21 protein-coding genes are annotated in these 16,821 nt (G+C 70.5%); 9 read left to right on the forward strand and 12 right to left on the reverse strand.

What is annotated here, in order from left to right:
* Positions 1 to 4 precede the first annotated feature (4 nt).
* Together D8670_RS01805 and alaS are read right to left on the reverse strand one after the other, a co-directional pair.
* Entirely contained in the window at positions 5 to 325 is a 321-nt protein-coding gene (locus tag D8670_RS01805) for a hypothetical protein (RefSeq protein WP_121816397.1), read from the reverse strand.
* Complete coding sequence (alaS, locus tag D8670_RS01810; RefSeq protein WP_121816398.1) at positions 325 to 3,099, reverse strand: alanine--tRNA ligase; 2,775 nt, start codon at positions 3,097 to 3,099, stop codon at positions 325 to 327. Before alaS ends, D8670_RS01805 begins: the two co-directional genes overlap by 1 nt.
* A gap of 149 nt (positions 3,100 to 3,248) precedes the next feature.
* On the opposite strand from alaS, the gene D8670_RS01815 reads away from it, so the two are divergent.
* On the forward strand, positions 3,249 to 3,755 hold the full coding sequence (locus D8670_RS01815) for a TspO/MBR family protein (protein WP_121816399.1): 507 nt from the start codon (positions 3,249 to 3,251) through the stop codon (positions 3,753 to 3,755).
* An 89-nt stretch (positions 3,756 to 3,844) separates the two neighbouring features.
* Positions 3,845 to 5,683, forward strand: a complete 1,839-nt coding sequence (locus D8670_RS01820) for an ATP-binding protein (protein WP_121816400.1) — start codon at positions 3,845 to 3,847, stop codon at positions 5,681 to 5,683.
* A gap of 76 nt (positions 5,684 to 5,759) precedes the next feature.
* Here D8670_RS01820 and D8670_RS01825 read toward each other — a convergent pair whose 3' ends face one another.
* A complete protein-coding gene (locus tag D8670_RS01825; RefSeq protein WP_121816401.1) occupies positions 5,760 to 6,743 on the reverse strand; it encodes a replication factor C small subunit in 984 nt (327 codons plus the stop codon).
* A 129-nt stretch (positions 6,744 to 6,872) separates the two neighbouring features.
* Between D8670_RS01825 and D8670_RS01830 the strand changes: the two genes are divergently transcribed.
* From D8670_RS01830 to D8670_RS01840, 3 genes are read left to right on the forward strand one after another with little or no spacing between them, the layout of a single operon-like run.
* Complete coding sequence (locus D8670_RS01830; protein ID WP_121816402.1) at positions 6,873 to 7,940, forward strand: bactofilin family protein; 1,068 nt, start codon at positions 6,873 to 6,875, stop codon at positions 7,938 to 7,940.
* A 46-nt stretch (positions 7,941 to 7,986) separates the two neighbouring features.
* Positions 7,987 to 8,184: a ubiquitin-like small modifier protein SAMP2 gene (gene samp2 / locus D8670_RS01835; protein WP_121816403.1), complete on the forward strand. Its 198-nt coding sequence runs from the start codon at positions 7,987 to 7,989 to the stop codon at positions 8,182 to 8,184.
* Complete coding sequence (locus tag D8670_RS01840) at positions 8,181 to 8,585, forward strand: GNAT family N-acetyltransferase (RefSeq protein WP_121816404.1); 405 nt, start codon at positions 8,181 to 8,183, stop codon at positions 8,583 to 8,585. The genes samp2 and D8670_RS01840 overlap by 4 nt, the downstream gene beginning before the upstream one ends.
* A gap of 7 nt (positions 8,586 to 8,592) precedes the next feature.
* On the opposite strand, the gene D8670_RS01845 is transcribed toward D8670_RS01840, so the two are convergent.
* Genes D8670_RS01845 through D8670_RS01855 form a run of 3 tightly spaced genes read right to left on the reverse strand, consistent with a single transcriptional unit; the run spans position 8,593 to position 10,804 of the window.
* Positions 8,593 to 8,772: a DUF7987 family protein gene (locus D8670_RS01845; RefSeq protein WP_121816405.1), complete on the reverse strand. Its 180-nt coding sequence runs from the start codon at positions 8,770 to 8,772 to the stop codon at positions 8,593 to 8,595.
* 38 nt (positions 8,773 to 8,810) lie between these two features.
* A complete protein-coding gene (locus tag D8670_RS01850; RefSeq protein WP_121816406.1) occupies positions 8,811 to 10,190 on the reverse strand; it encodes a phosphoglucomutase/phosphomannomutase family protein in 1,380 nt (459 codons plus the stop codon).
* A 38-nt stretch (positions 10,191 to 10,228) separates the two neighbouring features.
* Positions 10,229 to 10,804, reverse strand: a complete 576-nt coding sequence (locus D8670_RS01855; protein ID WP_121816407.1) for a universal stress protein — start codon at positions 10,802 to 10,804, stop codon at positions 10,229 to 10,231.
* A 111-nt stretch (positions 10,805 to 10,915) separates the two neighbouring features.
* Here D8670_RS01855 and D8670_RS01860 point away from each other — a divergent pair, with 111 nt between their 5' ends.
* Complete coding sequence (locus D8670_RS01860) at positions 10,916 to 11,506, forward strand: NADPH-dependent FMN reductase (protein ID WP_121816408.1); 591 nt, start codon at positions 10,916 to 10,918, stop codon at positions 11,504 to 11,506.
* Positions 11,507 to 11,588: 82 nt separating this feature from the next.
* A complete protein-coding gene (locus D8670_RS20545; protein ID WP_162994119.1) occupies positions 11,589 to 11,759 on the forward strand; it encodes a hypothetical protein in 171 nt (56 codons plus the stop codon).
* A 49-nt stretch (positions 11,760 to 11,808) separates the two neighbouring features.
* On the opposite strand, the gene D8670_RS01865 is transcribed toward D8670_RS20545, so the two are convergent.
* The 3 genes from D8670_RS01865 to larB all read right to left on the reverse strand — a co-directional run bounded on the left by D8670_RS01865 (position 11,809) and on the right by larB (position 13,229).
* Positions 11,809 to 12,054, reverse strand: coding sequence for a GIY-YIG nuclease family protein (locus tag D8670_RS01865; RefSeq protein ID WP_121816409.1), 246 nt, complete (start codon positions 12,052 to 12,054; stop codon positions 11,809 to 11,811).
* A gap of 88 nt (positions 12,055 to 12,142) precedes the next feature.
* The gene (locus D8670_RS21900; protein WP_449272246.1) at positions 12,143 to 12,292 is read right to left on the reverse strand and encodes a DUF7563 family protein; all 150 of its coding nucleotides are present in this window, start codon (positions 12,290 to 12,292) and stop codon (positions 12,143 to 12,145) included.
* A 157-nt stretch (positions 12,293 to 12,449) separates the two neighbouring features.
* Positions 12,450 to 13,229: a nickel pincer cofactor biosynthesis protein LarB gene (larB, locus tag D8670_RS01870; protein WP_121816410.1), complete on the reverse strand. Its 780-nt coding sequence runs from the start codon at positions 13,227 to 13,229 to the stop codon at positions 12,450 to 12,452.
* 193 nt (positions 13,230 to 13,422) lie between these two features.
* Between larB and D8670_RS01875 the strand changes: the two genes are divergently transcribed.
* Positions 13,423 to 13,590 (forward strand): DUF1931 family protein, encoded by a 168-nt coding sequence (locus tag D8670_RS01875; RefSeq protein ID WP_121816411.1) that lies wholly within the window; start codon positions 13,423 to 13,425, stop codon positions 13,588 to 13,590.
* 41 nt (positions 13,591 to 13,631) lie between these two features.
* Here the strand turns inward: D8670_RS01875 and rpiA are convergent, their stop codons facing one another.
* Entirely contained in the window at positions 13,632 to 14,318 is a 687-nt protein-coding gene (gene rpiA, locus D8670_RS01880; protein ID WP_121816412.1) for a ribose-5-phosphate isomerase RpiA, read from the reverse strand.
* Positions 14,319 to 14,473: 155 nt separating this feature from the next.
* The gene (locus tag D8670_RS01885; protein ID WP_121816413.1) at positions 14,474 to 15,478 is read right to left on the reverse strand and encodes a DUF5784 family protein; all 1,005 of its coding nucleotides are present in this window, start codon (positions 15,476 to 15,478) and stop codon (positions 14,474 to 14,476) included.
* A gap of 128 nt (positions 15,479 to 15,606) precedes the next feature.
* Here D8670_RS01885 and D8670_RS20550 point away from each other — a divergent pair, with 128 nt between their 5' ends.
* A complete protein-coding gene (locus D8670_RS20550) occupies positions 15,607 to 15,780 on the forward strand; it encodes a DUF5786 family protein (protein ID WP_233752175.1) in 174 nt (57 codons plus the stop codon).
* A 70-nt stretch (positions 15,781 to 15,850) separates the two neighbouring features.
* Here D8670_RS20550 and D8670_RS01890 read toward each other — a convergent pair whose 3' ends face one another.
* Positions 15,851 to 16,765: a YkgJ family cysteine cluster protein gene (locus D8670_RS01890; protein WP_121816414.1), complete on the reverse strand. Its 915-nt coding sequence runs from the start codon at positions 16,763 to 16,765 to the stop codon at positions 15,851 to 15,853.
* Positions 16,766 to 16,821: the final 56 nt, after the last annotated feature.

Below are 16,821 nucleotides of genomic sequence, written 5' to 3' on the forward strand. Positions count from 1 at the left end.
ACGGTCACTCGGGGTCGTAGCCGTCCCGCGCCGCGACGCGGGCGTTGACGTCCTGCAGGAGGACGGTGAACGCCTCCGCACGGACGCGCTCGTCGTCGTCGGAGTCCCGCACGGCGGCGACCTCCTCGACGAGGTCCGCCATCGGGGTCGCGTCGGCGTGGGCGAGCACGTCCTCGCAGACCTCGCGCTCCATCTCCGGGACGAAGCCGCCGACCGCCGACCAGAGGGCGTCCTCCTGCTCGTCCGGTCCCTCCGCGCCGCGCAGCGCGGCCAGCACCTCGTCTGCCAGGCGACCGACCAGCGACGCGTACTCCTCCGGGCCCATCAGGCGTTCCTCACTTGCCGGAGCACGTCGGGCGCGTCGTCGAGGGCGTCGTCGAGCTTGTCGGCGTCCGGGCCGCCGCCCTGCGCGAAGTCCGGCGGGCCGCCCCCGCCGCCGCCGACCTTGCGGGCGAGTTCGCCGACGACGTCGCCGGCGTTGACGTTCACGCCGTCGGGCACGGCGACGACGAACTGCGCCCCGTCCTCGCCGCTGCCGAGGACGGCGATCGTCCCCTCCTCGACCAGCGCGTTCGCGGTGGCGCGCAACTCGTCCATGTCGGCGTCGAGGCGCTGGACGACGGCGGTCGCGTCGCCCACGTCCACCTCGTCGCCGCCCCCGCCGCCGCCGGCGCGGGCCGCGGCGAGTTCTTCCTTGAGGTCCTCGATCCGCTTGCCGCGCTCCTTCCACTCCGTGAAGAACCGCTCGGCCGTCTCGGGCACCTCCTGCGGCGAGACGTCGAGGACCTCGGCGGCCTCGTGGAGGGCGTCCTCCGTCTCCTGCGTGCCGTCGATGGCGGCCTCGCCCGCGGCGAAGGTGAGCCGCTCGACGCCGTCCTGCACGCGCTCGGTCGAGAGGATCTTGATCGTGCCGATGTCGCCGGTCCGGTTCACGTGCGTCCCGCCGCAGGCCTGCACGTCCTCGGCGACGTGGATGAGGCGGATGTTCGTCCCCGGCGGGATGCCGCCCTGATACAGGTCGAAACCGTGCTCCGCCTCGGCCTCGTTGCGGTGGGGCCACTCCTGGGTGACGGAGGTGTTCTCCATCACGAGCTCGTTGGCCACCCGCTCTATCTCCTTCACCTCCTCGCGGGAGATGCGGTCGTAGTGGTTGACGTCGATCCGCGAGGAGTCGACGCCCTTCTGCGCGCCGGCCTGCCGGATGTGGTCGCCGAGCACCTGCCGCGCGGCGTGGATGACGACGTGGGTCGCCGTGTGGTGGCGCATGAGCTGGCGACGCCGCCCGACGTCGATCTGCCCGCGGACGAAGTCGCCCTTCCCGGGGTCCTCGTCGGTGCGGTGGAGGACGACGCCGTCCTCGATCTGGACGTCGGTCACCTCGGCGGTCGCATCGTCAGAGGAGAGCGTCCCCGTGTCGGCGGGCTGACCCCCGCCCTCGGGGTAGAACATCGTCTGGTCAAGGACGACGTCGTAGCCGTCCTCGCGCTCGAACACGTCGAGCACGACGGCCTCGAACTCGGTGCCCTGCTGGTCCTCGTAGTAGAGGCGGTCGGTCTCGGGGAGGTCGGCGAGGCGCTCGTCCTCCTCCTCGTCCTCGACCGCGCCGCCGGCGGTGTCGTGGCGCTCGGCGACGAGGCCGTAGAAGTCGTCCGGCGTCTCCACCGTCGCGCCCTTCTCGGCGGCGATCTCCTCGACCATGTCCGGCTGGATGCCGTGGGAGTCGTACAGCTCGATCAGCTCGTCGGTCGGGATCGGCTCGTCGCGCCGGCTGTACTCCTCGGCGAGCTGCTCGACGCGGCGGGAGCCCCGCTCCAGCGTCTCGCGGTACTTCTCGACCTCGGTGCGGACGATGTCGCGGATCGTGTCGCGGTTCTCGTAGCCCAGGCGCTCGGCCTGCATGTCGACGAGCTCGTCGAGCGGCGCGTCGACGCCGACGCCGTCGACCAGCCGCTTCGTCCGGCGCAGGACCATCCGGGCGAGATAGCCCGTGCCGACGTTCGAGGGGACGATCTCGTCGCCGAGCATGTACGCGAGGGTGCGGCAGTGGTCGGCGATCGCGTAGATGTCCTCCAGCGGCTCCATCAGCTCCTCGAGCTCGGCCGCGGAGACGCCGATCTGCTCGGCGATCGCGTCGCGGGCGGCCTCCATGTCCTCGGCCTCGTCGATGTCCATGTGGCCGGCGAGCTTGGCCGAGTGGTGGATGACAGCCTCCTCCTCCTCGGTGTGTTCGATCCCCGCGTTGTCCTTCAGGAAGGCGATCATGTCGGGGTAGACGGCCTCGTACACCGTCGGCGTCCCCTGGCTCACCCACGTCCAGCGCTCCAGCCCGTAGCCGGTGTCGACGATGTACGTGTCCATCTTCGAGTACCGGTTGCCGTCCTTCATCTCGTACTCGCCGTCGGGGTCCTGCTCCATCGACATGAAGACGAGCGTGGCGAGCTCGGCCCCGCGGTAGATGACCTCGATGGCCGGCCCGGCGTTGCCGCCGCCGACCCAGGGGTCCTCGATGTAGGTGATCTCCTCTACGTTCGCGCCCATCGACTCGAAGAACTCGTCGCAGTACTCGACGGTCTGGTCCTTCCAGTACACCTCGCCGTGGTAGGCGTACTCGTCGGGGTCGACGTCCTCGCGCGTGTTGAACGCGTGGTGGGCCATCATCTCGAACGCCATCGTGTGCCGGCCCGTCTTCCCGACGTTGTCGATGTCCTGCATCCGGATGCAGGGCTGGCTGATCGTCAGCGGGTTCGCCGGCGGCGGCGTCTGCCCGCTCGTGACCAGCGGCTGGAAGTCGTAGATCGACGCCTGGGTCAGGAGCACGTCGTCGCGCCAGCGGTTCGCGGCGACGGGGTACGGGTCGATGCGCTCGTGGTCGTGCTCCTCGAAGAAGGAGAGGAACGCCTCGCGCATCTCCTCTAAGCTGTGCTCCTCGTCGAACCCGGGGTTGTCGATGAACCCGTAGTCCTCGCAGGGCGGTTCGCCGCAGGTGGTGCGGTCGTCGTCGCGCGTCCAGAAGTGAGCCCCGCACTCCGTACACTCCCTCCGGACGAAGTCGTTCGCCTCGAAATACTCGAGGCGGTACTCCTCTTCGAGCTCGCTCATGATACAGGAATGTGGCCCCGCAGCCCGTATAACAGTTCCGCAACCGCCGAATCGGGCGAGGAAAGGGGGGCGTGTAGCCCCTCGGCGGGGATCGTTTCCCCCCGCTCCCCGACGGAACGATTTTGCCGGCCGGGTCCGTGGGTACCCGCATGCAGACCCGCACCGACGCCGGCCGCTCGCTCACCCGCGACGACGTTCCCGGCCTCGTCGCGTGCGTCGTCCTGGTCAACGCCCTCGGCGCGGCGCCGGCACTGCTCGGCGGGCCGAACTCGGCGTGGTTCCGGTCGCTGGAGAAGCCGTGGTTCTACCCGCCGGGCGCCGCCTTCGGGATCGTCTGGCCGGTCCTGTTCGCGCTGCTCGGCGTCGCGCTGTACCTCGTCTGGCGGCGCGGGACCGACCGGCCCGCCGTCCAAGTCGCGCTCGGCCTGTTCGCACTCCAGTTCGCGTTCAACCTCGCGTGGACTCCCGCCTTTTTCACCCTGGAGAGTCTCGGGCTCGCGTTCGGGATCATCGTCGCGCTCTGGGTGCTGGTCGTCGCGACCGTGCGGGCGTTCGCGCGAGTCGACCGCCGCGCCGCCGCCCTGCTCGTGCCATACCTGCTCTGGGTCACGTTCGCCGCCGTTCTCAACTACGCAATACTCGCCGCGAACGGCTGATACCGCCTTCCAGCGGTCCGATCAACCAGAACGGTTATCCCTTCGCCGTGCCAGTTTCGCGTAACCGAACGCTGCGCCACTGATCTACGATGTCACGGCCGTTGACCCTTCTGTTCGTCGCCTCCGACCCCGCCCGCCGGTCCGAGATAGCGGCGGCGGTCGCGGCCCACCCGGACCTCTCCGCCGACGTCGTCGCGCCGGGCGACGTTCCGGACCGGCCGGCCGCGGACTGTCTCGTCGCGGACGGGCGCTTCGTGGACGGCTGTCGCCACCACGACGTCGCGGTCCCCATCGTCGCGTGGAGCGACGACGACCCCGCGTCGGTGACGACGGACGGGGTCGCGGGCTACGTCAGGTACGACCCCGAGGACCCCGACGTGGCCGCCGTCGTCGACCAAGCCGCGTGGGCGCTGCAGACCGAGTCCAGCCGCGAGAAGATCGAGCAGTTGCACGCCAGCGCGGCGGACATCGTCGCCTGCCGGACCGAGCAGGAGCTGTTCGACCGGACCGTCGAGGCCGCCGAGCGCGTGCTGGCGTTCGACATCTGCGGCATCGACATCGTCGAGGACGGCCACTTCGTCCCGAAGTCCGTGTCGGACGGGATGGCCGAGGAGGGGTTCACCCGAATCCCCGTCGAGGAGGGCGTCGCCGGCCGGACCTACCGCCGCGACGAGTCGCTCCTGATCGACGACCTCCGGGACGATCCGGACGCGCAGGCCGCCGTCGAGACGTACCGCTCGGTGCTCTCGGTGCCGTTCGGCGAGGACGGACTGTTCCAGGCGGCCGCGAAGGGGGTCGGCGCGTTCGACGAGCGCGACCGCGAACTCGCCGAGTTGCTCCTCGCGCACGTCGAGGAGACCCTGAAGCGGATCCGCGCCGAGGCGGCGCTGCGCGAGCACGAGGCGGAACTCGTCACGGAGCGGGACCGCCTCGCCGCGCTGTTCGAGAACGTCCCCGACGCCGTCGTCAGCTACGAGTTCGAGGACGGCGCGCCGATCGTCACCGACGTCAACGGGCGGTTCGAGGAGGTGTTTGGCTACGACGCCGACGAGGTCGTCGGCGAGGACGTCGACGACTACATCGTCCCGCCGGACCGGGACGGCGAGGCGGCCGACCTCAACGAGGCGCTGCTCGCCGGCGAGCGCCTCCAGGTCACCTCGCGCCGGAAGACCGCAGACGGTGTCCGCGACTTCCTCCTGCACGTCGTCCCCCTCGAGGTGGGCGAGCGGAGCGTCCAGGGGTACTCCATCTACACGGACATCACCGACCAGAAGCGCCGGGAGCGGGAGCTCCGCCGGCAGAACGAGCGCCTCGACGAGTTCGCCAGCATCGTCAGCCACGACCTTCGCAACCCGCTGAACGTCGCCGAGGGCTTCCTCGACCTCGCGCGGGACACGGACGACCCCGAGCACTTCGAACAGGTCGCGGAGGCCCACGACCGGATGAGCCGGATGATCGACGAGCTCCTCTCGCTCGCCCGGCGAGGCGACATCGTCGGCGACGCGGAACTCGTCGAACTCCGGTCAGCCGCCGCGGACGCGTGGTCGGCTGTCGACACCGGCGACTCCGCGCTCGCCGTCGAGACCGACCTCGTCGTCGACGCGGACCCCGACCGCCTCGCCGACCTGCTGAGCAACCTGTTCCGCAACAGCGTGGAGCACGCCGACGCCCCCGTCACCGTCAGGGTCGGCGAGACGGAGGGCGACGCCGACGGCTCGCGCGGCTTCTTCGTCGCCGACGACGGGCCCGGCATTCCGGCCGACGAGCGCGAGCGCGTGTTCGAGTCCGGGTACACGACCCGCGAGAACGGTACCGGCTACGGCCTGCCGATCGTCGAACAGATCGCGGAGGCCCACGGCTGGGACGTGGCCGTGACCGACAGCGAGGACGGCGGCGCGCGCTTCGAGTTCGCCGTCGCCTCGGCCTAGAGCGGAAACCGAACGCAACGTCACACTCGACCGGTTCCCCGGGTGCCGGTCGACGCGCGAACAGTTTCAGTGTTTACTAGTCCTCGAGCGCCAGCGACGCCAGCAGCGCCTCTAACTGGACGCGCTCGTTCGCGCCCTCGGTGATGCGGTAGTCGGCCTCGCCGACGCGGTCCATCACGCGGACGGCGGCCTCGTCGTCCAGGTCGAACTCCCAGACGGAGCGGTGGAGCTGGTCGATGACGTCGCCGCCGGCGATCCCCTTCTCGGTGAGGAGTTCGTCGAGCGTCGACCGCGCGGCGATGAAGTCGCCGTCCAGCGCCTTCGTCACCATCCCCTTGACCTCCTCGGGACGGGCGGTGCTGGTGATAGTGAAGACGGCGTCCTCGTCGACGGTCTCGCCCATGACGGCCGCGGCCTGCAGGGCGTTTATCGCCTTCCGCATGTCGCCGTCCGCGGCGTAGGCGATGGCGTCGATGCCGTCCTGGGTCACCTCGATGCCCTCGTTCTCGGCGATGCGGCGAACCTGCTCCTCGACGGCCTCGTCCGACAGCGGCGAGAAGCGAAACACCGCGCAGCGGGACTGGATCGGATCGATGATCTGACTGGAGTAGTTACACGAGAGGATGAAGCGGGTGTTGCCGGAGAACTGCTCCATCGTCCGGCGGAGCGCGGACTGGGCGTCGCTGGTCAGCGAGTCCGCCTCGTCGAGGAAGATGATGCGGTAGTCGTAGTCGCCGAAGCTCGCACGCGCGAAGTCCTTGATCCGCCCGCGGACGACGTCGATGCCGCGCTCGTCCGAGGCGTTGAGTTCGAGGAAGTTCTCCTGCCAGTCGTCGCCGTACACCTCGCGGGCGATGTTCACCGCAGAGGTGGTCTTGCCGATGCCGGCTTCCCCCGAGAACAGGAGGTTCGGCAGGTCGTCCTTCGCGATGTAGCTCTTCAGCCGCTCCGTGATCTCCTCCTGTCCGACGACCGCGTCGAGCGACTGCGGCCGGTACTTCTCGATCCAGATCTCGTTTCGCCCCGGCGCGGGATCGGCCTCGGCGTCCGGCGTACTCATATCCGCGTCAAGGAACCTGACGATGATAAAGCCCCCGAGACGCTCGCTGGGCGACCGCCGGGAGCGCGATCCCCACTTTCCTGCGGGCCGTGGTCCACATTTTTATACTCCATCGTCGTCCGGAAATACATGAACGACGAACGCCGATCGCGGTATCTCGCCGTCGCGCTGGCGCTGATCGCCGTCCTCGCGACGGTCCCCGGCATCGTCGCGGCACAGGAGACCCGCACCGGCGGCACCGTGGTCGTCGGCGAGGGGGAGACGGTCGACGGCGACCTCACCGCCAGCGGCGGCAACGTGATCGTCCGCGGCACCGTCACCGGAGACCTGAGCGCGTTCTCCGGCAACGTGATAATCGAGGGGGAGGTGGGCGGCGACGTCTCCGCGTTCGCCGGCAACGTCCGGATCGCGGGCGATGTGGGCGGCGACGTCTCCGCGTTCGGCGGGACCGTCGTGGTCGAGGAGAACGCGTCGGTCGGCGGGCAGCTCGCGGCTGCCGCCGGCACGGTCACCATCGACGGCACCGTCGGCTCCGCGGAAGTCGCCGCGGACACGGTCGCGCTCGGCTCGACGGCCGTCGTCGAGGGCGACCTGCGCTACGACGGCAACCTCACCGCGGCGGAGGGCTCGGCGGTCCGCGGGGAGACGGTCCGCGACGACGATATCTCACCGGGGCCGCAGGTGCCGAACTTCGAGTGGGCCGGGACGGTGTTCGGCTTCCTCGTCAACCTGCTGCTCGGCGCGATACTGCTTTTCGTCCTGCCGACGTTCTCGACCCGCCTCGGCGAGTACGGCGTCGACAACCCGCTGCGGGCCGGCGGTATCGGCGTCCTCGCGCTGGTCGCCGCGCCGGTGCTGTTCCTCCTGTTCGCGATCACGATCGTCGGGATCCCGATCGCGCTCGCGTGGCTGTTCCTGTTTCTCCTCCTCGCGTGGATCGGGAGCGTCTACGGCGCGTTCCTCGTCGGGGTCGTGCTGCTGTCCGCCGCGGACGTCCGGAACCGCTGGCTCGCGCTCGTCCTCGGCCTCGTCGTCGTCGCGGTGGCGACGCAGGCCCCGTACGTCGGCGGACTGATCGGACTGCTCGTGTTCCTGCTCGGGCTCGGCTCGCTCTTCGGCCTGGTCGCCGGTGACTACCGGCGTCGCCGGGGCCGGCCGGGCGCGAGGGCGTCGTCGGCCGTCTCCGAGCCGCCGTGAGGGCGCCGACGACACGCTTACGGCCCGCCGACGGCAACGACCCGCCATGGACGTCACCGTCGAGGTCGCCGGCGAGGAGACACACGAGGTCTCCGTGGACGACCCCACGTACGCCGACCTGCTCGCGGAGATCGACCTGTCGCCCCACGAGGTGTCGGTGATGGTCGACGGCCGCCCCGTCCCGGAGGATCAGCCGGTCGAGACCGACCGCGTCACCGTCGTCAGGCTGATCAAGGGCGGATGACCGACGCCGACCGGCGGAGCGCCGGCGTCGCCGTGCGCGAGGCCCGTCCGGACGAGCACGTCGACGTCCGGCAGGTCGTCGACGCGGCGATGCTCGAACCGGGCGACGTGGCGGGCGCTATCGACCGCGGCGACGCCCTCGTCGCGGTCGCCGACGGCAACGTCGTCGGCGCGCTCGTCCTCGACCGACGGGAGAACGGCGCGCACGTCGAAGCGGTCGCCGTCCGCCGCGCCCGCCGCGGGCAGGGGATCGGGACCGCGCTCGTCGAGTCCGCGGCCGAGCGCGCGGAGCACCTCACCGCCGTCTTCGACCCCGGCGTGCGCCCGTTCTACGAGTCGCTGGGGTTCGAGATCGAACCGGCGGACGACGACGGGGAGCGGATGCGCGGAACGCGCGACTGACCGATGCCTACCCGCTTCGCGAATCGTCGCGGCGGCGCTCGTTGATGACGGACGGGGCGAGCACGCCGACCGCGATGAGCACGATCCACGCCCACAGGGACTCGTCGACGACGTTGAACGTGACGTACCAGAGAACGACGCCGAGGGCGACGAACGCGAGGGAGATCTTCGTCTCCTGTGAGACCATACGGGGTCGTGGGAGCCCGGCGAGTTAAGTTCGGGCGTTCAGACCAGCGGCTCCACCAGTTCTCGGCCCTCGGCGAGCAGCGCCTCGACGCGCTCCTCGCTCCCGGCCTCGGCGTACACGCGCAGTTTCGGCTCCGTGCCGCTCGGGCGGACGAGCGTCCACGACCCGTCGTCGAGGAGCAGTTTGAAGCCGTCGACTGTGACGACGTCCTCGACGGCGGCCCCGGCGACCTCGTCCGGGATGACGCCCTCCAGGTCGGCGATGACGCGCTCCTTCTCTTCGTCCGGGCAGTCGACGCTGATCTTCCCCTGGTGGATCTCGCCGTGCTCGTCGAGCAGGCGGTCGACGCGGTCGTCGATGGGTTCCTCCGCCTCCGCGGCGGCGGCGAACAGCGCCATCAGCACGCCGTCTTTCTCGCGGATATGGCCGCGGACGGTGAACCCGCCGCTCTCCTCGCCGCCGACGAGCGCGTCGTGCTCGGCCATCGCCTCGGCGACCCACTTGAAGCCGACCGGCGTCTCGACGACCTCCTCGCCGTGGGCCTCCGCGACGCGGTCGATCAGGAACGTCGTCGAGACGCTCCGGACGGCCGGCCCCGAGTCGCCGTCGAGCAAGTGGTCGTACAGCGCCGCGAAGAAGAGGTTCTCGTCGAGGAAGCCGCGCTCCGGCGTGACGACCGCGAGCCGGTCCGCGTCGCCGTCGTTCGCGATGCCGAGGTCCGCGTCGGCCTCGCGGACGGCCTCGACGAGCGGTTGGAGGTGCTCCTCGCTCGGCTCCGGCGACCCGCCGCCGAAGTCCGTGTCTCGCTCGCAGCGGCGGCGCTCGACGGTCGCGCCGGCCCGCTCCAGCAGGGCGTCGGTCGTGCCGCGGCCGCTCCCGTGGATGGCGTCGTACACGACCGTGAGGTCGGAGACGTCCGCGTCGACGAGGTCCAGCGCGTGCTCGAAGTGAGACTCGGTGAGGTCCACCTCCCGCACGCTCCCGTGCTCGTCGGCGGGGAGCGCGGTCGGCTCGGCGAGGCGCTCCTCGATGGCGTCCGTGACCGCGGGGAGCGCGGGCGCGCCGTCGTCCGGGATGAACTTCACCCCGTTGTACTCCGGCGGGTTGTGCGACGCCGTCACCATGAGCGCGCCCGCGAGGTCGCGGTCGACGATGGCCCAGGCGACCAGCGGCGTCGGGCGGTCGCGCTCGGGGAGCAACACGTCGTGGCCGTTCGCGGCGAGGACGCGGGCCAGCTCCTCGGCGAACCCGCGGGAGCTCTCTCGGGCGTCGTAGCCGACGACGACCGGGTCGTCGCCCCGGCCCTCGTCGTCGAGGTAGGTCGCGACCGCCTGTCCGACCATCCGCACCCGCGGCGCGGTGAACTCGTCGAGGGTGGTGCGCCACCCGTCGGTCCCGAACGTGATCGGCGTCTCCATACCCGCCACAACGCCCCCGACCGCGAAAAACCCGGCGGCTACACCACGACGACGGGGCGGTCCGCGCGCTCGATTATCTCCTTCGAAACGCTGCCGAACAGCGCCTGCTGGACCGCCGAGCGGTCGCGCGGGTTGACCGCGATGGCGTCGGCGTCGACCTCGCTCGCCGCGTCGAGAACCGTCTCCACGGGGTCGCCGACGCGGCCGCGGATCTCGTACGGTCGGCCGTCGGCCTCTAACGCGTTCCCGATCGCCCTGATGCTCTCGTACTGCGCCGCGACGCTGTCCGGGGCGATCCGCTCATCGTCGGTCGATATCGGCGGCCCCTCGTCGGCCGATCCGTCGACGGACTCGTCCCGAGTCACCGCTGGCGACCCGCCGAAGGCCGTCACGTGCCACTCGCCGGCCGACGGGGCGGTCCATCCCTCGCCGCGCTCGCGGTTCGGGTTCCCGCCCAGCTCCTCGACCGCGTCCTCGTAGGCGCCCTCGTCGAACGCGTGCGCGAGGACGACCCGCGTCTCCGGCGCGCCGAGCGTCCGCACAGCGTCGATCACCGCGTCGGTGTCCGTCTCGTCCTGTTCGCCCACCGCCACCAGAAGTGTGTTGATTGTCATCGTTACCCACAATAGACGTTCGGTCCGGCGCGTCTTATACTCCGCCGCGGGGCCGCGTCGACAGGGTGACCCTGCAGTGCGGTTTTACGCGTTCACGACCTAGATCCGACGATGTCAGAGTCACCCGCTATCGTCGCCGTCTCGGGCAGCCTGCGCGACGAGAGCTACACGCGAACCGCGCTCCGGTACGCGCTCCGGGCCGCCGAGCGCGCGGGCGCGGACGCCGAACTGCTGGACCTCCGGGAGTACGACCTGCCACTGTACGACCCGGACCTAGACGAACCGGGCGACAGCGAACTCGTCAAGCGGAAGGTCCGCGAGGCGGACGGGCTCCTGATCGGGTCGCCGACGTACCACAACTCCTACTCCGCCGCCTTCCGGAACTTCCACGACTACTGCTCCTACGACGAGTTCGAGGACACCGTCACCGGCCTGCTCACCGTCTGCGGCGGCGGGTCGTACGGGAGCACCCTCGACCACATGCGGATCACGATCCGCGGCGTCCACGGCTGGGTGCTCCCCCACCAGGTCGGCATCGAGAGCGCGTACGACCAGTTCGTCGCGGACGCCGACGCCGTCGACGGCCGCGCGTTCGTCGACGAGGACCTGCGCGAGCGCGTCGAGAAACTGGGCCGTCTCGTCGCCGGACACGCCGGGTCGGCGCCGGTCGTCGCGGGGACCGAGGCGTCGGCGGGCGACTGACCGGCCGAGGCGGGAGACGGAGGGCGCGGCGGGACCAGCGACGACGGGCAACGTTTTTGTCTCGCCCCTCGGAGGTGGTCGCATGGTGTGGAACGTCGTCCTCGGATTCGTCCTGCTCGTCGTCGCGTCCTACGTCGGTACGACGATGGCACTGCGGGGGTTCTTCGGGCGGGAGTACTACGACCCGAACACGGGCGAGTTCGTCGCCCCGTCGGCGGACGGTGAGGACGAGACCGCCGACCCCGACGACTGAGGCGGCGGACGGGACCGTCGTTACGGCCGCGAACGATCTGCAGGTTCTCCTACGCTAACCCGACCAGCCGCTCTTTCTCCGCCCGCGAGAGCTGCTTGATCTCGTGCTCGCGGGACATCGCCGCCGACCGCGTCTCGAACACCTCCGCGTGAACGAGTTCGACGGGTGTCCGACCGCGGGTGTACTTCGCGCCCTCGCCGGCGTCGTGCTCGCGGACGCGGCGCTCGACGTCGGTCGTGTACCCCGTGTAGAGGCTCCCGTCGGCGCACTCCAGGACGTACACGTAGTGAGTCACTGGCGAGAGGTGGGCGACGACGGTCAAAAGCGGCGCGGAAGAGGAAGGCTTCGCGTGGTGGTCGTCCGCTATCGGTCCCAGTGGCCGTTCACGAGCCTCGAGCGCGTTGCCGTGCCGCCTCGGCGATTCCTGCGTTCGCCGAGCAGCTCGGACAGGCGAAGATGCGCCCGTGCTCGTCTGCGAACACACGTGCAAACCGCTCTGACACGTGGGCGTCGCAGTGATCACACGTGGGCATTGGTGTCATCCGGCAAGCGAGTTGCCGGTGTCTTGACGTAAGGCGCCCACCAATAAATACTCTTTCCAAATTCGGTTCCGATTTCGGGAAAGCAAAACTACTTTTTACGAAACCCGTTAGCTACCGTCGTATACCGATATCGAAAACTCGCTACTCGTCAACTATCGTTTTTTATTTCGTCAGATCCCCCGATGGCGCGAGCGATCAGTCCCGCCTGCGCCCCCGCGACGAAGCCTGCGTCCACGTTCACCGTCGACAGGACGGTGCAGGACTGGAGCATCCCCGAGAGCGCCGCCTCGCCCTCGTCACCGTGGCCGTAGCCGCTGGCGACGGGGAGGCCGATGACGGGCGTGTCCACCAGCCCCGCGACGACGGTCGGCAGCGCGCCCTCGCGGCCGGCCGCCACGACGGCGACGTCCGCCTCCCGGATCTCGTCGACGTGGTCGAGCATGCGGACGATGCTCGCCACGCCCACGTCCTCGATCAGGTCGACGGTCGCGCCCATCTCGCCCGCGATGGCCGCCGCTTCGCCGGCGGGACCGCGGTCGGCGGTGCCGCCCGTGACGAGGCAGACGGTGGCGTCGACGTCCGGCGGTTCGAACCCGGGGGCGTGAGCGAGGAGGACGGCCGAGCGCTCGCGGTGCTCCACGTCGGCGTCCGGGTGACGCTCCGCGAGGCGGTCGCGGACCGCCGCGACCTGCTCGTCGTCGACGCGCGTCGCGATCCCGCGGCCCGTCGTCTCGACGGCCGTGGCGACGAGTTCGGCCACCTCGTCCGGCGTCTTCCCCTCGCCGAACACCGCTTCCGGCACGCCGCGGCGCTGCTCGCGGGCGGCGTCGAACCGCCCTGCCTCGCCCGTCGCGTAGCCGCGCAACTCCGCTTCCGCCTCCGCGGGCGACAGGTCGCCGGCGGCGACGGCTTCCAGTAACTCTCGCATGCGCCGGACTCCGCGCTGGAAGTACTCCTGCCTGTCGCTCCCGAATCCGCCCCGCCATAAATCCGATTCACTTAAAGCTTCCTGATTTTCATCTTCTCTCTGCGACACGATCGCACCCTGTACGCCCGACTCAGGCCCGCTCGCCGGGCGATTTGAGAAATCTTATAAAGGGTGCCGGGCAACCCCAATTCGTATGGCAGACCTCATTGTCAAAGCCGCCGTCAAGGAAGCGCTCGACGACAAGAACGTTGCCTCCGACTTCTACGAGGCACTCGACGAGGAAGTCGACGAACTCCTCGCCGACGCCGCGGACCGCGCCGAGGCCAACGACCGGAAGACGGTCCAGCCGCGCGACCTGTAATCGGGTCCTCCCGTTTTCGACCTGACCGCCGTCGCGGCGGGTCAGGGTTTTTTCGCGTCGACGCCGTCCTCGCGACCGACGAGTATCTCGTCCGCGAGGCCGACGAACAGCCCGTGCTCCACGACGCCCGGTAGCGCCGACAGCCGCGCGGCAAGCGCCGCGGGGTCGTCGATAGCGCCGAAGTCGCAGTCGAGCACGAGGTTGCCGTTGTCGGTGACGACCGGCCCGTCCTTCCGCTCGGCGGTCCGCAGCGTCGGGTCGCCCCCGAGGTCCGCGGCCCGCCCCGCGACCAGCGGGCGGGCGTCGGGGAGCACCTCCACGGGGACCGGATGGTCGAGCGTCGTCGCCGCCTTCGACGGGTCGGCGACGATCACCAGCCGCTCCGCGGTCGCGTCGACGACCTTCTCGCGGGCGTGGGCCGCGCCGCCGCCCTTGACCAGGTCGCCGCCGGCGAACTGGTCGGCCCCGTCGATCGCGACGTGAACAGTCTCGACCTCGTCCAGTTCGACGAGCGGGACCCCTTCCTCGATCGCTAGCTGGCGCGACTGGAACGACGTGGGCACCCCCTGCACGTCGAGGCCGGCGTCGACGGCGTCGCCGAGCGCCCGGATGGCGTGGGCCGCCGTCGACCCCGTGCCGAGGCCCACGACCATCCCGTCCTCGACCGCCTCGGCCGCCCGCTCGCCGGCCCTGCGCTTCGCCTCCGCCGTGCCGCCGGAGTTTTTCATACGCGACGACGCGGACCGCGCGGGTAAAAAACTACGACCTCCGGTCGCGTACGGTCGCGCCGGTCACCGCACGGTCGCGTCGGACACCTGTGCCGCCGGTCACGCCGATCACCTGCGCCGCTGGTCACGGCGGATACCGGTGAGGAAACGACGGCCTACACCCACTCGATGACGCCGTCGAGGTCGATCGGAACGGACCCCTTGGAGTAGCCCTCCGCGTGCCCGTCGGGGCGGACGCGGTAGACGACCGCGGGGCGGTGCCGGACCTCGGGCTGCTCGCCGCGGACGGCCAGCCACTGGTCGTCGCGGAAGCTGGAACAGTCGACGAAGAAGACCGCGCCGCCGCCGTGCTCGCTGAGCTGTCCGCTCGTCTTGGTCTCGGCCGTCTCTCGGACCGCGGCGACGGCGGTGCTCGCGGCGCGCTGGGTCGGCGGCCGGGGGCGGGTCACCTCGACGAGCGAGTGGTGATCGTCGCGGGCTGCCCGGAAGTCCAGCGAGTGGCCGGTCGTCACCTCGATCTCCGGCGTGACCTCGTAGCCGGCGTCGGTGAGCAGCTTCGCGGCGGTGAACTCCGCCATCGCGGAGCTCATCCGCACGAGGTCGAACTGCTCGCTGGTGCCGAGCTTGCCGGCCATCTCGTCGCGGTGGTCGTCGAGGACCCCCGTCGAGAGGAACCGCTCGTAGAAGCCAAGCCCGTCGTCGCGGTCGGCGTCGGGGAAGCCGGCGGCGTGGTTGCGGAAGAACTCCCGCGTCGTGTGCCGGCCGTCCTTCGACATGAACACCGGCAGGAAGAACCAGGAGAGGTGCGGGTACGGCTCCAGCCACGGCGACCCCTCGTGGAGCTCCGCGAGCAGTTCCCGCTGGCACCACCGGGCGACCTGGTAGGGGACCTCCCCCCAGCCGAACTTGTCCGTCCGCCAGAGCGCGCTCGGCGTCTCGGTGTTGCCCATCCAGTACGCGGCGTCGTCGTCCCAGATGAACAGGGCGAGGTCGCCGTTGTCCATCTCGAACCGGCGGGTCTCCCAGTCGCCGGCGGGACGGAAGCGCGGATCGACGGACGTCGCTCCGAGGTTCTGGTCGAGGTCGGTGAACAACTGGTCGTGAACCCGAGACGCGGTCCAGCGCTCGGGAGAACGGCGAAATCGGAGCGGACGTGCCACGTTTCGCGCTAGGGAGGCCTGCGATTTACCTCTTGCCTTCGCCCCGCCGAACCGGATGGTAGCGCTTCTCGATCCTGAACGACCGTTACATTGAAATACGACAGTTTCCTACCATGTAGGTAAGTGCCATGTCAATGGGTGCCTATGATGAGGACGAACACGAGCGGCGCGAACAGAAAAACAGCGAGGTCGACGCCGACTTCGACGACGAGCGGACCGTCTACCACGGCTCCGTCGAGTACGACTCGGGGGAGTCCACGGAGGACCTGCTGAACCAGTTCGAGCAGATCAAAGAGCAGTAGCGCCGCTCATTTCTCCGGTCTCGCGACCTCGCCGGCCCCGCGGCCGGCGAGCGAGCGACGCTCCAAGCGGTCACCAGCCCGGGGTGTCGGGAGCGCCGCGCTCGCCCTCGATCCGGTCGCCGAGCGGTGCGTCCGGCGCTCGCTCGCCGGGGTCGCCGGCGCGCGCCCGCCAGTCGTCGACGGCCCGGCCGACCCACGAGTCCGCGCCGAGCGCCGCCTCGTACGCCCGCTCGTAGGCGTCGTCGTTCACCGACGTCGTTCCGGGCGTCGACGCCGCGGCGACGGCGGCGAACTCGGCCCGGTCCTCCGCGGTGAGGTCGCCCTCGCGCATGCGGTCGACCGCGCCGTCCAGCCGGTCCGGGTCCGGGTGGACGAACACCTTCTGCCCGAGCGCCTGCGGGCCGAACAGCGGCCCCGTCATGCCCCCCGGCGGTTCGTCGTCGAGCAACCGGTCGCCGCCGAACTCGCGTTCGACGCGCTCGCACTCCGTCTCCACGTCGAGCTTCAGGTTGTGCCCGGGGAACTCCGCGCACTCGCTGGGGTAGCGCTCCGAGTCGTGCAGCCGGCACTGGAGCGTCGCCGGGTCGAGGAAGACGCACGTCGGGAGCCACGTCTCCGACTCGCGGCCGAACGGCGCGACGGGTTTCGGCGCGCGGCGGAGCCCCACGAAGAAGACGGGGCGGCCGCGGACGGCGGCGACCGGCGCGCCGTCGATGCGGACGCCGGCGTCGCTCGCGTCGTCCGGGTCGTCGGCCTCCGCGCCGTCCGCGCCCCCGCGCTCCCCGTCGTACCACAGCCGGGGCCGCAGGGCGTCGCCGAGCCCCGCGTCGAGGAACGCCCGCACCTCGTCGCGGGTGAGCGCGACGAGGTTGTACTCGCCGTCGACCGGCTCGTAGGGGCCGCGGCGCTCGTGGTCGAGGTCGGCGTCGGCGAGCGCCCGCCAGTCCAGACAGCAGCCGGCACAGCCCTCGCAGTTGACCTCCATGGTCGCCGGTTCGGGGGCTGCGAGCAAAAGCGCGTCGGGGAAACCGCTTTCCCGCG

The organism is Halostella limicola, assembly GCF_003675875.1.
GTDB lineage: Archaea > Halobacteriota > Halobacteria > Halobacteriales > Natronoarchaeaceae > Halostella > Halostella limicola.

Coding starts and splice junctions, on each gene's coding strand:
- D8670_RS01805 (WP_121816397.1), bottom strand. CDS start 325: ATGGGCCCGGAGGAGTACGCGTCGCTGGTCGGTCGCCTGGCAGACGAG.
- alaS (WP_121816398.1), bottom strand. CDS start 3,099: ATGAGCGAGCTCGAAGAGGAGTACCGCCTCGAGTATTTCGAGGCGAAC.
- D8670_RS01815 (WP_121816399.1), top strand. CDS start 3,249: ATGCAGACCCGCACCGACGCCGGCCGCTCGCTCACCCGCGACGACGTT.
- D8670_RS01820 (WP_121816400.1), top strand. CDS start 3,845: ATGTCACGGCCGTTGACCCTTCTGTTCGTCGCCTCCGACCCCGCCCGC.
- D8670_RS01825 (WP_121816401.1), bottom strand. CDS start 6,743: ATGAGTACGCCGGACGCCGAGGCCGATCCCGCGCCGGGGCGAAACGAG.
- D8670_RS01830 (WP_121816402.1), top strand. CDS start 6,873: ATGAACGACGAACGCCGATCGCGGTATCTCGCCGTCGCGCTGGCGCTG.
- samp2 (WP_121816403.1), top strand. CDS start 7,987: ATGGACGTCACCGTCGAGGTCGCCGGCGAGGAGACACACGAGGTCTCC.
- D8670_RS01840 (WP_121816404.1), top strand. CDS start 8,181: ATGACCGACGCCGACCGGCGGAGCGCCGGCGTCGCCGTGCGCGAGGCC.
- D8670_RS01845 (WP_121816405.1), bottom strand. CDS start 8,772: ATGGTCTCACAGGAGACGAAGATCTCCCTCGCGTTCGTCGCCCTCGGC.
- D8670_RS01850 (WP_121816406.1), bottom strand. CDS start 10,190: ATGGAGACGCCGATCACGTTCGGGACCGACGGGTGGCGCACCACCCTC.
- D8670_RS01855 (WP_121816407.1), bottom strand. CDS start 10,804: ATGACAATCAACACACTTCTGGTGGCGGTGGGCGAACAGGACGAGACG.
- D8670_RS01860 (WP_121816408.1), top strand. CDS start 10,916: ATGTCAGAGTCACCCGCTATCGTCGCCGTCTCGGGCAGCCTGCGCGAC.
- D8670_RS20545 (WP_162994119.1), top strand. CDS start 11,589: ATGGTGTGGAACGTCGTCCTCGGATTCGTCCTGCTCGTCGTCGCGTCC.
- D8670_RS21900 (WP_449272246.1), bottom strand. CDS start 12,292: ATGCCCACGTGTGATCACTGCGACGCCCACGTGTCAGAGCGGTTTGCA.
- larB (WP_121816410.1), bottom strand. CDS start 13,229: ATGCGAGAGTTACTGGAAGCCGTCGCCGCCGGCGACCTGTCGCCCGCG.
- D8670_RS01875 (WP_121816411.1), top strand. CDS start 13,423: ATGGCAGACCTCATTGTCAAAGCCGCCGTCAAGGAAGCGCTCGACGAC.
- rpiA (WP_121816412.1), bottom strand. CDS start 14,318: ATGAAAAACTCCGGCGGCACGGCGGAGGCGAAGCGCAGGGCCGGCGAG.
- D8670_RS20550 (WP_233752175.1), top strand. CDS start 15,607: ATGTCAATGGGTGCCTATGATGAGGACGAACACGAGCGGCGCGAACAG.
- D8670_RS01890 (WP_121816414.1), bottom strand. CDS start 16,765: ATGGAGGTCAACTGCGAGGGCTGTGCCGGCTGCTGTCTGGACTGGCGG.